Here is a 13552-nt window from a genome sequence, read left to right as displayed (position 1 = left end):
GTCAATAGGCATTCTCACGCAGCCAGGCGTGCACGCTGCGTATGTCGGGCAGCGCGAACACCGCCTTGCTCGGTTCCCGCTCGCCCACCAGCACGCTCCAGCCATGCTGGACGTTGGCGGCGTCGAAGCCGAATTCATCGGTGAGGTCGTCACCGAGGAACACCGGCAGGCGGCCGCGGAAGGGCAGGTACTGCATCATCCGGCGCACGGCACGGCCCTTGTCGGTGCCGACAGGCACGAACTCGACCACATGGTCGCCAGGTTGCAGGCGGTAGCTGGCACGGCCGCGCACGTGGCGGTCGGCGAAGGCGCGGACATCGCTGGCGGCATGCGGCGCGCCGCGCCAGTGCAGGGCCAAGCCGACGCCCTTGTCTTCCACCAGTACGCCGGGATGGCCGTGGGCGAAGCGCATCGCCTGCTGGTGCAGTGCGTGCAGCCACTCGGCGGTGTCGTCATCGTGTTCGTCACGCAGCACACGACCATCCTGGCCACGCAGTTCATGGCCGTGCAGGCCAGCGGCAGGCAGTTGCAGGGGAGCGAACAGTTGATCCAGCTGTTCAAGCGGGCGACCACTGACCAGTGCCACGGCACCTTCCAGGCGGTCGCTGATGCGGCCGATGGCTTCACGCACATCCGGCAGCAGCTGCACGGCATCCGGGCGCGCAGCGAATTCGATCAGGGTGCCGTCGACATCGAGGAACAACGCGCAGGCGTCGTCCAGCAATGGCGGTGGCGGACGCAGGGGGAGCGGTTCAGCCATGACGCCCAGCTTGCCAGCGTGGGCGTGTACGTGGGGTCGAGGGCAGGCTACGGCCTTGCTTCGGTGGGTGCCGACCGTGGGTCGGCACAAAGGGTCAGCCTGCATTGAACCCAGACAGTGCGGACCAACTGTCCGCACCCACCCAAGGCAATTACACCCAGAGCAATCAGAAGGTATAGCGAACGCGGCCGTAGTAGTAGGCGCCGTTGCTGCCGATCGGCGACAGCACGTCGTACGGCAGGTTGCCGAAGTAGTGGATATCGCTGTTGGATCGATCCGGGTAGTTGTCGGTCAGGTTCTGCCCGCCGATGGCCACGCTCCACTGCGGGGTGATGCGGTACTCGACCTCGGCATCCAGCTGCCACTCGGCCTGGTAGGTCTGGCGCGGGATGTAGCCGTCACCGAAGTTGAACACGCGGGTGGCGCTGCCGTAGCGGTTCACGCGGCTGCTCAGCGACCAGTGGTCGTTGCTCCAGGCTGCCGAGAAACTACCGCGCGTGTGCGGCGTGGCGTCGGTGAGCGTGTTGGTTTCTTCGATGCCGAACAGCACGTAGTCCGGGTTCAGCGCACGCAGCTGTGCCGGCGTGGCCAGCACGTTCTTCAGCGTGGTCTTGGTATACGCATAGGTGCCGGTCAGCAGCAGCTGGCCATCGCCCAGCGACTGGCGCCAGTTGGTCACCAGCTCGGCGCCACGGGTGCGGGTGTCGGCGGCGTTGACGAAGAAGCTGGCGCTCTGCAGGCCACTGACGCCGTAATTGGCCGCCACATAGTCGGTCAGCGCATCACCGGTGATGCTCTCCGACAGCGCGATGCGATCGTCGATGTCGATCTGGAAGAAGTCCAGCGACAGGTCGAAGTGCTCGCCGATGCGGCTGGTGAAGCCCAGCGAGGTGTTGATCGACTTCTCCGGCTTCAGGTTCTGCGCACCCAGGCCACGCGCGATCGGATTGTTGACCGACAGCAAACGGCCCTGCACCAGCTGGCCGCCAGCGTTGTAGCCGGTGGAGGTGGACTCGTAGCCGATCTGTGCCAGCGACGGCGCACGGAAGTTGTTGGAGATGGCGCCACGCAACGCGAACGCCGGGGTGAATTCGTAGCGCAGGCCGAGCTTGCCGGTCAGTTCACCGCCGAAATCGTCGTTGTGCTCGTAGCGCGCGGCCAGATCGGTGGAGAACTTTTCGCCGAACTGGCTGGACAGGCTGGCATAGGCGCTGGCCACATCACGCGACAGGGTGGCTGCATCCTGCGGGGTCAGGCCGCCACCGGCCTGCGAACCGGTCGGGCGGTCGGTGTACGGGCCGGCCGCATAGCTGGCCGGGTCGCCGGGACGGGTCTGGTAGCGCTCATGGCGCGCTTCCACACCCAGGCCCAGGGTGTGGCTGATGCTGTCGCTCTGGGTGAACACGCGACTCAGATCGAGGTTGCCCACGGTCTGCGCGTATTCGTAGTCAGCGGTCTTGAAACGGGTCGGGCTGGTCGGGCCCAGCGAGGCGTTGAGCGAGTCGCGCAGGCGGTAGGTGAAGTCGTTCTGCCCGTAATCCAGGCTGCCGTCGTAGCTCCATTCGCCCCACTGCCCACGCACGCCGGCCACGGCCTGCACGTCGCGGTTCTCGCCTTCGGAGATCGGCCGGTAACCGTTCGGATAGATCTCCTTCCAGTTGGCATCGCCATCGGGGTAGCGGAAGTAGTTCGCGCCTTCGGTATCCCGCTGGTTGAAGGTACCGAACGCGTAGAACGTCGAGGTCTGGCCCACCGGGATCTCGGTGTTCAGCCACAGGTTGATGTCCTTGCTCTTGCCATCGCCCAGCACATAGTTGCGCTTGCCCTGCAGCGCCAGGTTGCCCGGGGTCTGGTCCCATGGCGGAATCTGGTCGAAGCCGGCGCGGTTGGTGCCGTTGCGGTGCTTGTATTCCAGGCCGACGCGCAGGAAGCCGCCGTCTTCGCCCAGCGAAGTGCCGACCTTGGCGCTGATGTTGCCGGTCTGGCCGTCGGTGAGAGTGCGGCCGATCGGCTTGAGGTCGGTGTGGTTGGCGCCGTAGCTGGCCTCGATCTCCCCGCCGTCACCGCCGTTGTCGAGGATCACGTTGATCACGCCGGCCACAGCGTCCGATCCGTACAGCGCGCCGGCGCCGTCGCGCAGCACTTCGATGCGCTTGATCGCACTGACCGGAATCGAGTTGAAGTCGACCGGGGTGGTGCCCTTGCCGATCTTGCTGTCGGTGTTGACCAGCGCGGTGTGGTGGCGGCGCTTGCCGTTCACCAGCACCAGCACCTGGTCCGGCGACAGGCCACGCAGCTGTGCCGCGCGCACGTGGTCGGCGCCACCGGAGTTGGACTGGCGCGGGAAGTTGAACGACGGCAGCAGCGCCTGCAGCGCACTGCCCAGCTCGCCGTTGACCACGCCGGCCTTGCGGATGTCCTCGGCGGTGAGCACGTCCACCGGCGAGGTGGATTCGAGCACGGTGCGGTCGGCGGCACGGGTGCCGGTGACGATCACCGTGTCCAGGTTGGTGGCGTCCTGGGCCAGGGCCGGGACGGCGGCGGAGGAAAGCGAGAGGGCGATGGCGAGGCCGAGCGGCGACGCGGGCAGGCGGGCGGACATGGGGGCTCCAGCAACAACGACGACGGGGAAGGGAGAGACAGTTTCACTTACATCCATCCGGATGAAGCGATATATTATCTTCGCGTGATGGCCGGTGCCGATGCAAGCCCCTGCCAGTCCGGCATGAGCTGATGCCCTGCTGGCATCAGCACGCCGGGCCGGTGGCGCTGTACGCTGCCGGCTCGCCTTGTCCCCCTTCCCCGGAGCTGTACCGATGAAACACCTTGGCCTCGTCTTCGCCGTGCTGCTGGCCACCAGCGGCTGCGCCAGCCTCTCTTCGCAGGCGCCCAGCGCCTATGCCACGGCCACCACCGCCGAACTGAAGGGCGATGCAGCACGCCCGTCCGCCGGCCATGGCTGGGTGCGCAGTGAGCTGTACTTCGGCGTGGGCGAGGAGCAGGGCGCCGGCAACCGCCCGCAGGCCGACACCATCAGCGAGGCGCAGTGGCGCACGTTCCTGGACAAGGAAGTGACCCCGCGCTTCCCGGATGGCCTGACCGTGTTCGATGCCTACGGCCAGTGGCTGTTCCGCGGTGATGCCGCGCCCAACCGCCTGCGCACGAAGGTGCTGGTGGTGCTGCACGAGGACACCCCGCAGCGCCGCGCCGATATCGAAGCGATCCGCCTGGCGTGGAAGCAGCAGACCAAGCATCAATCGGTGCTGTGGTCGCGGCAGCCGGTCGAGGTATCGTTCTGAGTTGAAGGCACCACCGCGGTGCCGCAGGGAGCGATGATGAAACACAGGGAATGCGTGCTGGGCCTGGTGCTGGTGGGATTGCTGGCACCGTCGGCGCAGGCCAGTGGCGACGACGTCGAAACACTGCGGTTCCAGGTGGCCGCGCACGTGCAGGCGCACGCCGATCCCCAGCAGGATGGCAGCATCGCCGTGCAGCTGTCGCCGTCGGGAAAGCGCCAGACGCTGGCGGGCGCGGCCGATGCCGACGGCAATTCGCGCTGGGGTCTGGAGGACGTCGACTTCGATGGCTACCCGGAACTGGTCGCACGCGCCTCGGTGGGCATGGTCAATGAAGCGGTGACGGTGTACCGCTTCGATCCGGCCAGTGCTTCGTATCGCGTGCTGCAGGCCGACACCCACGGCAAGGACAGTTGCGGTGACCTGATGGGGCTGAGCGTGGACGTTGCCACCCGCACCCTCACCAGCAGTTGCCGCAGCGGGCCGATGTGGTACGCCGACCAGTACCGGTTCGCGGGTGCGAAGCTCTACCTGTACCGCGCCGAGAGCGTGTTGATGCTGGGCGATACGTTGAACGCCGCGCTGCAGTGGGAACAAACCGAAGAACAGGGCCCTCTGGCGGTCTGGCGCACCTATGACCCCGCCGGCGGTGTGCTGGAGAGCGCCATTGCCGATGGCCTGGGTGCACCACCGGATGGGCCGTTGCGTGGTCAGCAGGCCACCGTGGTACCTGCGCGCCTGTTCCTGTTCGACCGGCCCGGTGCGTCCAGCACCAAGCGTTACCTCGTGCAGGGCGACCGCGTGGAAATGCTGGATGAACAGGCCGGCTGGGTGAAGCTGCGCTACCGCAACCCGAAGCAGGGCGCGGTGCTGGGCTGGATCAACGTCAATGATTGACGAGACCTCTGCCCGCAGTTTGCACATCGAGGCGACGGGCGACGTGCCCACGGGGGCATCACTTCATCAGGTCTAGCCTCGGGCGTTCCCCCGTTCGAGGATGTATCCGATGAGCAAGCGCGTGGCCGAAATCGTGGTGGACGCCCTGCAGCAGGCCGGTGTCCGCCGTTGCTACGGCATCGTGGGCGATACGCTCAACCATGTGACCGATGCGATGCATGGCAGTGACATCGCCTGGGTGCACGTGCGCCATGAAGAAGTGGCGGCGTTTGCCGCCGGCGCCGATTCGCTGGTGAGCGGCGAACTGACCGCCTGCGCCGGCTCCTGCGGACCCGGCAGCCTGCACTTCATCAACGGCGTGTTCGAGAGCAACCGAAACCGTGCGCCGATGGTGCTGATCGCCAGCCAGGTGGTGACCAGCGAGCTGGGCATGGAATTCCCGCAGGAAGTGGACTTCAAGGCGGTGTACGCCAGTTGTTCGGTGTTCTGCGAACAGGTGCACAGCGCCGAACAGGCACGCCGCGTGGTCACGTTGGCCTGCCAGGCGGCGATCAGCCGCCGCGGCGTGGCGGTGGTGATCCTCCCGGCCGATATCAGCCAGGCCGAGGTCAAGCACGATGTGCCGTTCTCGGTGCACTACACCCAGCCGGTATTGCGTCCTTCCGACGCCGAACTGCAGCGTATCGCCGAGCTGCTGGGGCAGGGCAAGCGCATCGGCATCTATGCCGGCGCCGGTTGCCAGGGCGCGCACACGCAACTGCTGGAGCTGGCCCGACGCCTGCAGGCACCGGTTGCGCATACTTCGCGCGCCAAGGATTTCGTCGAGCCGGACAACCCGTACAACATGGGCATGACCGGCATCTTCGGCATCGAGTCCGGCTTCCACACGCTGATGGAGTGCGACACGCTGCTGCTGCTCGGCGCCGATTTCGCCTGGGGCCAGTTCTACCCGGACAAGGCCACGATCATCCAGGTCGACCGCGATGGCAGCCACCTCGGCCGCCGCCACCCGGTGAACCTGGGCGTGGTCGGTGATATTGCCCCGACGCTGGATGCCTTGCTGCCGATGCTGCCGCCGCGCGAGGACAGCAGTTTCCTGGACGAGTGCATCGAACGTCGCGACAAGGCGCTGAAGAAGCGCGAACAGGAAGAACAACCGGGCGAAGGCGAACTGATCCATCCGCAGCACCTGACCGCGCTGCTGTCGAAGCACGCCAGCGACGATGCGCTGTTCACCGCAGACGGGGGTTCTCCGATGGTATGGGTGCTGCGGCATATCCGGGTGAATGGCCGCCGCCGCACGCTGACCAGCCTGTTGCACGGGACCATGGCCAACGCGATGCCGCAGGCGCTGGGGTTGCAGAAGGCGTTTCCTGGCCGGCAGGTGATTTCGCTGTCCGGCGATGGTGGCCTGGCGATGCTGTTGGGTGACCTGCTGACCGCGGTGCAGGAAAACCTGCCGATCAAGGTGGTGGTGTTCAACAACGGCTCGCTGAATTTCGTCGAGCTGGAGCAGAAGGTGGAAGGCCTGCTGGACAACTACACCGACCTGAAGAACCCGGACTTCGGTCGCCTGGCCGAGGTGATCGGCTTCCACGGCCGCACGGTGACGCGTAGCGAGGATCTGGAGGAAGCGGTGCAGGATTTCCTGTCACAGCGTGGCCCGGCGCTGCTGGACGTGCATACCAGCCGCGCCGAGCTGGTGATGCCGCCGCAGATCGAGGCCAAGCAGGTGGCCGGTACCGCGCTGTATGCGGCCAAGGCGGTGTTGAACGGCCGCTTCGACGACGTGAAGCATCTGCTGGTGGACAACTTCCTGAAGAAGTAGGGGGTGGTCGATGCAGGGCTGCGCCCTGCACCCGCTACGAGCCAGAGCCAGAGCAGAAGCGGGTTTCCTGAGGGATGGCGGGGTGGGTCCGGTTGCGGGGGACGCTGCAAGTACGTCCATGTAAGCTCGATCGCGCCATCCATGGCGCTCACGCCCCCGCAACCGGACCTACCCCGCCTTCGACAGTTTCCTGCGATCTGTCGGTAGATCCACGCCATGCGTGGATAACCTGGAAATGATCGAATTGTTCGTGTAGAGCCGAGCCATGCTCGGCTCAGAGCGAAGCGACCCGCTTTTGCTTTTGATCTTTTGATTCCTTTCCGTGGCTGGCACGCGCAGGGAGTTGTCAGGGGCCGGTCGGGATGGGCTGCGCAGGACCGTTGGCGCCATGGATGGCGCCATCGAGCCCCCAGGGACGGGTTTACGGCGTGTCCTGCGCAGCCCATCCCGACCGGCCCAACTCGCAATGCCATTCGACTAACAGTCGACTCTACCCGCGCCCAGCCACGAGGGGCCCCGCCGTTGGCTGGAACCCATCATTCCACCGCGGAATTGGCGCCCGGGCCCCGCTGGGCCTACCATCGGCGGTCCCCACCCCCACCGCCCCTTCCATGTCCGCTCCCGCTTCCGCCGCACCGCGTCGCTGGTTCGTCGCCGGCGACTTCAACGGCTTCTTCGGCCTGGTCGTCGACAACCTCTCCATCCTCGGCTTCATTGCCATGGCCCTGGTGGGGATCTTCCAGTTTCCCGCCGACGTAGTGTTCGGCCGCATGTTCCCCGGCACCGCCTTCGGCGTGCTGGTCGGCAACCTGCTGTACACCCTGATGGCGCGCCGGCTGGCCGCGCGCACCGGCCGCGACGATGTCACCGCCATGCCGCTGGGCCTGGATGCACCGACCAGCATCGGCATGGCCCTGCTGGTGCTCGGCCCGGCCTTCATCGCCTTCAAGCAGCAGGGCATGGACCCGCATGTGGCGGGCATCGCCACCTGGCAGCTGGGCATGGCCGCGCTGGTCATCATGGGCGTGCTCAAGTTCGTGCTGTCGTTCTTCGGCGAAGCGGTCACCCGAGCGCTGCCCCGCGCCGCGCTTCTCGGCTCCATCGCGGGCATCGCGCTGGTGCTGATGGGCCTGCTGCCGCTGCTGGAAACGCTGCGCTCGCCGCTGGTCGGCTTCACCACGCTGGGCCTGCTGCTGTATGTGCTGATCGCCAAGGGCAAGTTGCCGGTGCGTGGCCCCGGGGTGCTGCTGGCCTTCGTGTTCGGCACCGTTCTTTATTACGGCCTCGGCCTGGCCGGGTTGGGCGCGCCGGGCTTCCACGTGCCGGAGTGGGTGCCGCCGCAGGTGGTGCTGCCGCTGCCGACGCTGGGCTTCCTCGAGGGCCTGCCCACGGCGATGACCTACCTGCCGTTGCTGCTGCCGTTCGGCCTGCTGATGGTGGTCGGCGGCATCAACGTCTCTGAAAGCGCACGCGCGGCTGGCGATGACTACCGCACCCGCGACATCCTGCTGGTGGAGGCGGTAGCCACGCTGGTGGCCGGTGTCTGTGGTGGCGTTGCACAGACCACGCCGTACATCGGCCAGCCGGCCTACAAGCACATGGGTGCGCGCAGCGGCTACACGCTGCTGACCGGCCTGTTCGTCGGCATCGGCGGCATGCTGGGCATCATCTCCGGGCTGGTGCAATGGCTGCCGCTGGCGGTGCTGGCACCAATCATCGTGTACGTGGCCATCGACATCACCACCCAGGCCTTCCAGGCCACGCCACGACACCACACCGGTGCAATGGTGTTCGGCTTCCTGCCGTCGGTCGCGTACCTGCTGGCGATCAAGGCGCCCGGCTGGATCGCACCGGACCAGCTGCCGCAGTTGCTGACCAAGCTCGATGGCCATGGCCTGCCGGAACTGGCGGTGATTTTCACCCTCGGCAACGGCTTCATCATCACCTCGATGCTGTGGATTTCGGCGGTGGCGGCGATGGTCGACGGCCGCCTGCGGCGTGCCTGCGGTTTCCTGCTGGTGGCGGCGGTGCTGACCCTGTTCGGCCTGATCCACTCGGTGGACCCGCGCGGCGGCATCTACCTGCCGTGGGATCTGGACGGGCTGGCACGCATCATCAGCTGGCAGTTCGCCGGTGCCTACGTGGCACTGGCGTTGCTGCTGGGGTTGTTGTCGCTGCAGAAGCAGCCGGTGCAGCCGCTGGGTGAAAACAGCTGACCCCACGGTAGTGCCGGCCGCGGGCCGGCAACGCGGTGGGCTGCAGACGCATCATGTGTGGTTGCCGGCCAGCGGCCGGCGCTACCGTTCGGCGTCCAGTTCCGGGTAATGGCGGAAGATGCCGTTGGTGTTGAATGGCAACCGCCGCTCCGAGGCCAGATAGGCGGCGATGTTGGGCCGCTTGGCTACCCGCTCCTGCAGCGCACGCAGCAGGGGCAGGGTGGGTGCCAGTGCGCGCATCCGGCGTGGAAACATATAGTCCAGCCCGCTCAGCAGCTGGAACAGCGACAGATCCACGTAGGAGTGCTCGCGCAGCGCATGACGGCCGCCATTGGCGGCCAGCACCTGCTCGAAGTAGCCGAGGAACTTCGGCAGCCGCTCGCTGCGCAGTGACGCGGCGCGTGCCTTGGCCTCGGTCTTCTGCTCTTCGTAGTACTTCGATGCAGCGATCGGATGGTGGGTGTCATGCACCTCGGCCACCAGATCAGCGATGGTCAGCTGCAACTGCAGCGCCTGCACCCGCCGTGAGGCCGCCTGCGGCACCAGGTCCAGCGTCGGGCCCAGGAAATCCAGGATGGCTGCGACCTGTGCAATGACCTGGCGACCGGCCTTCAGGAATGGTGGTGCGAAGGGCTGCGCACCTTCACTGCTGCCATCGAGAAACGGCTGCATCACTGCATCGCCGTGCACCCGCGCCATGTCGATGTAGTCGGCACCGGCGTCTTCCAGCGCCAGGCGCACGAACTCGCCACGGCCCTGAATGCCGGTCCAGTAATACAGCGCGTACTGCATGGCAGTGCCTCCACAGGACAAGACCCACAGCGTCGCGCGGGGCATGCAAAGCAGGCGTGAGCGCGGCTCTGGTGCAAGCGCGAACCCGAACGGCAGCGGAACAGGTGGGGAACCCGTTGGAATCGATGGGGTCACACCTTCTCCATGCGTGTGAAACGAGGTGCTGCATCATGCAGAGTGGAAAGGCGGTATGGCCCTGGGTGTTGGGCGTGGTGGTGATCGGTGGCGCGGGCGGTTGGTTGTTCCGCGATCAGCTGAAGCGCCTGGCCGACGGTGTTTCGGTGCCGGTGCAATCAACCCCTGCCAGCGCACCGCCACAACCGCAGGCGGCCGCAGAACCCGCGCCAGCGCCGCCCCCGATGAGGTATCCGCTGGATACCGAGGCCGCGGCCGATCCGGCGCTGCCGAAGCTGGCTGACAGCGATGCCGCTGCCTGGGGCGCTTTGAGTCAGCTGTTCCACGGCGAGGGGCCGCTGACCCTGCTGCTGCGCGATCACCTGATCCAGCGCTTGGTCACCCAGGTCGACAACCTGGACAAGCCCAGCGTACCGCCGACCGCACTGGCCGCGCGGCCGCTGCCGGGCAACCTGCAGGTCGAGCCCGGTGAGGGCGGCGAACGCATCGCCGCCGACAACGCGGCGCGCTATGCGCCCTATGTGCAGGCCTTCACCGCGCTCGACCCGGCGGCGACGGCGACCACCTACAAGCGCTTCTATCCGTTGATCCAGCAGGCCTATGTCGACCTTGGCCGGCCGGAGGGCTATTTCAACGACCGCCTGGTCGCGGTGATCGATCACCTGCTGGAGACCCCGGAACTGGCCCAGGCGCCGCTGGTGGAACGCGATGAGCGCGGCCGCTACCGCTTCGTCGATTCGACCCTGCAGTCGCGCTCGATCGGCCAGAAGGCCCTGCTGCGCATGGACGTGGCGCAGGCCCGGGCGGTCAAGCAGCAGCTGCGGGCGATCCGCAGCGCGATCACCCGCTGAACCCGTCCACCGTGCGGAACTGATCGGGATCAACGCGCCGACCACACCCATTCCGGCATGCTGGCCGCAGGCTGACTGGCCTCGGGGTGCAGTCGCAGTCACCCTTGAAACCGGGTGGGGCAACCGCATCTTTCCAGCATCGCCGGCACGGGCCGGCCCAGATGACCGATGAGGTTTCGCAATGCGGATGGACAAGCTCACCTCGCGTTTCCAGCAGGCGCTGGCAGACGCACAGTCGCTGGCCGTGGGCCGCGACAACAGCATCATCGAACCGGTTCACCTGTTCAGCGCGCTGCTGGACCAGCAGGGCGGCAGCACGCGCCCGTTGCTGGCCCAGGCCGGGGTGAACGTGCCGGTACTGCGCGAGCGCCTGACCGAGGCGCTGGATGCGCTGCCCAAGGTGTCCGGCCAGGCCGGCAATGTGTCGATGGGCAACGACCTCGGCCGCCTGCTCAATCACACTGACAAGCTGGCCCAGCAGAATGGCGATGCCTTCATCGCCAGCGAGTGGTTCGTGCTGGCCGCGCTGGAAGACGGCGGCACGCTGGGCATGGCGCTGCGCGCCGCCGGTGCCGACAAGAGCCGGTTGCAGGCCGCGATCGACAAGCTGCGCGGCGGCGAGAACGTGCAGTCGGAAAACGCTGAGGAACAGCGACAGGCGCTGGAGAAGTACACCATCGACCTGACCGCGCGTGCGGAGAGCGGCAAGCTTGATCCGGTGATCGGCCGTGACGAGGAAATCCGTCGCACCATCCAGGTGCTGCAGCGCCGGACCAAGAACAATCCGGTGCTGATCGGCGAACCCGGCGTGGGCAAGACCGCGATCGTCGAAGGCCTGGCGCAGCGCATCATCAACGACGAAGTGCCCGAAGGCCTGCGCGGCAAGCGCGTGCTGTCGCTGGACATGGGCGCGCTGATTGCCGGCGCCAAGTTCCGCGGTGAATTCGAGGAACGCCTGAAGGGCGTGCTCAATGACCTGGCCAAGAGCGAAGGGCAGATCATCCTGTTCATCGATGAGCTGCACACCATGGTCGGCGCCGGCAAGGCCGACGGTGCGATGGATGCCGGCAACATGCTCAAGCCTGCGTTGGCACGTGGCGAACTGCACTGCGTGGGCGCCACCACGCTGGATGAGTACCGCAAATACATTGAAAAGGACGCTGCGCTGGAGCGCCGCTTCCAGAAGGTGTTCGTGGGTGAGCCGTCGGTGGAGGACACCATCGCGATCCTGCGCGGGCTGAAGGAAAAGTACGCCGTGCACCATGGCGTCGAGATCACCGACCCGGCCATCGTCGCGGCGGCCACGCTGTCCAACCGTTACATCACCGACCGCCAGCTGCCGGACAAGGCCATCGACCTGATGGACGAGGCGGCCTCGCGCCTGCGCATGGAGATCGACTCCAAGCCGGAGGAACTGGACCGCCTGGAACGCCGCGTGATCCAGCTGAAGATCCAGCGCGAGATGCTGAAGAAGGAAAAGGACGAGGCCTCGCGGCAGCGCTTGGCTGATCTGGAAAACGACATCGATGCGCTGGAGCGCGAGTTCTCCGACCTCAATGAAATCTGGAAGTCGGAGAAGGCGGCGCTGCAGGGTGCAACCAAGATCAAGGAGCAGGTCGAGCAGGCCAAGCTGGAGCTGGAATCTGCGCAGCGCCGCCAGGATTTCGCCAAGATGAGCGAGATCCAGTACGGCCTGCTGCCGCAGCTGGAAAAGCAGCTGGCCGCTGCGCAGGAGGCCGAACACAAGGACTTCAAGCTGGTGCAGGACCGGGTCACCGACGAGGAGATCGCCGAGGTCGTTTCGCGCTGGACCGGCATTCCGGTCAACAAGATGCTCGAAGGTGAGCGCGACAAGCTGCTGCGGATGGAAGAGGTGCTGCACAACCGCGTGGTCGGCCAGGAGGAAGCGATCAAGGTCGTCTCCGATGCGGTGCGTCGTTCGCGTGCGGGCCTGTCCGATCCGAATCGTCCGGCCGGCTCGTTCCTGTTCCTCGGCCCGACCGGCGTCGGCAAGACCGAGCTGTGCAAGTCGCTGGCCGAGTTCCTGTTCGACAGCGCCGATGCGATGATCCGCATCGACATGAGCGAATTCATGGAGAAGCACAGCGTCGCCCGCCTGATCGGTGCCCCCCCGGGTTACGTTGGCTACGAGGAAGGCGGCTATCTGACCGAGGCCGTGCGTCGCCGTCCGTACTCGCTGATCCTGCTGGACGAAGTGGAGAAGGCGCATCCGGATGTGTTCAATATCCTGCTGCAGGTGCTGGACGATGGCCGCCTGACCGATGGCCAGGGCCGCACCGTGGACTTCCGCAACACCGTCATCGTGATGACCTCGAACCTGGGCTCGCACCAGATCCAGGACATGAGCGCCGACGACAGCCCTGAGGCCTACACGCAGATGAAGGCGGCGGTGATGGGCGTGGTGCAGGCGCACTTCCGTCCGGAGTTCATCAACCGCCTGGATGACATCGTGGTGTTCCACCCGCTGGACAAGCAGCAGATCAAGCAGATCGCGCGCATCCAGATGCGGGGCCTGGAAAAGCGCCTGGCCGAGCGCGGGCTGAAGCTGGAGGTATCCGATGCAGCGTTCGAGCTGCTCGGCAACGTCGGCTTCGATCCGGTGTATGGCGCGCGTCCGTTGAAGCGCGCGATCCAGGCGCAGCTGGAGAATCCGTTGGCGCAGAAGATCCTGTCCGGCGCCTTCGTCAACGGCGACACCATCGAAGTCGGCAACGACGGCGGCCACCTGGTGTTCGCCAAGGCCTGACCCCGCAAGC

At 66.4% G+C, this 13552-nt stretch carries 9 protein-coding genes; 6 read left to right on the top strand and 3 right to left on the bottom strand.

Features of this window, described 5'->3' with window-relative positions; translation table 11 throughout:
- Position 1: 1 nt before the first annotated feature.
- Both otsB and GOC52_RS16075 read right to left on the bottom strand, forming a co-directional pair.
- Positions 2 to 760, bottom strand: a complete 759-nt coding sequence (gene otsB, locus GOC52_RS16080; RefSeq protein ID WP_010481547.1) for a trehalose-phosphatase — start codon at positions 758 to 760, stop codon at positions 2 to 4.
- Between the two features lie 166 nt (positions 761 to 926).
- On the bottom strand, positions 927 to 3362 hold the full coding sequence (locus tag GOC52_RS16075) for a TonB-dependent receptor plug domain-containing protein (RefSeq protein WP_191849874.1): 2436 nt from the start codon (positions 3360 to 3362) through the stop codon (positions 927 to 929).
- Positions 3363 to 3576: 214 nt separating this feature from the next.
- Between GOC52_RS16075 and GOC52_RS16070 the strand changes: the two genes are divergently transcribed.
- The 4 genes from GOC52_RS16070 (at position 3577) to GOC52_RS16055 (ending at position 8997) form a co-directional block, all read left to right on the top strand.
- Positions 3577 to 4059 carry a DUF3574 domain-containing protein gene (locus tag GOC52_RS16070; protein ID WP_010481551.1) on the top strand — a complete coding sequence of 161 codons (483 nt, stop codon included), beginning with the start codon at positions 3577 to 3579 and terminating at the stop codon, positions 4057 to 4059.
- Between the two features lie 36 nt (positions 4060 to 4095).
- The gene (locus GOC52_RS16065) at positions 4096 to 4953 is read left to right on the top strand and encodes an XAC2610-related protein (RefSeq protein WP_100447149.1); all 858 of its coding nucleotides are present in this window, start codon (positions 4096 to 4098) and stop codon (positions 4951 to 4953) included.
- Between the two features lie 109 nt (positions 4954 to 5062).
- Positions 5063 to 6781, top strand: a complete 1719-nt coding sequence (locus GOC52_RS16060; protein WP_191849872.1) for a thiamine pyrophosphate-dependent enzyme — start codon at positions 5063 to 5065, stop codon at positions 6779 to 6781.
- A 611-nt stretch (positions 6782 to 7392) separates the two neighbouring features.
- A complete protein-coding gene (locus GOC52_RS16055; protein WP_099589882.1) occupies positions 7393 to 8997 on the top strand; it encodes a SulP family inorganic anion transporter in 1605 nt (534 codons plus the stop codon).
- Positions 8998 to 9078: 81 nt separating this feature from the next.
- On the opposite strand, the gene GOC52_RS16050 is transcribed toward GOC52_RS16055, so the two are convergent.
- Entirely contained in the window at positions 9079 to 9789 is a 711-nt protein-coding gene (locus GOC52_RS16050) for a glutathione S-transferase (protein WP_099589881.1), read from the bottom strand.
- A 170-nt stretch (positions 9790 to 9959) separates the two neighbouring features.
- On the opposite strand from GOC52_RS16050, the gene GOC52_RS16045 reads away from it, so the two are divergent.
- Positions 9960 to 10775 (top strand): DUF3014 domain-containing protein, encoded by an 816-nt coding sequence (locus GOC52_RS16045; RefSeq protein ID WP_088480725.1) that lies wholly within the window; start codon positions 9960 to 9962, stop codon positions 10773 to 10775.
- A 181-nt stretch (positions 10776 to 10956) separates the two neighbouring features.
- Positions 10957 to 13542, top strand: coding sequence for an ATP-dependent chaperone ClpB (clpB, locus tag GOC52_RS16040; RefSeq protein ID WP_057501267.1), 2586 nt, complete (start codon positions 10957 to 10959; stop codon positions 13540 to 13542).
- The last annotated feature ends 10 nt before the right edge of the window (positions 13543 to 13552 follow it).

It is taken from the genome of Stenotrophomonas sp. SXG-1 (genome assembly GCF_014083965.1).
Taxonomy (GTDB): Bacteria; Pseudomonadota; Gammaproteobacteria; order Xanthomonadales; family Xanthomonadaceae; genus Stenotrophomonas; species Stenotrophomonas geniculata.
Note: the sequence above shows the minus strand (reverse complement) of the source record. Positions and strands in the feature narration are given on the sequence as shown.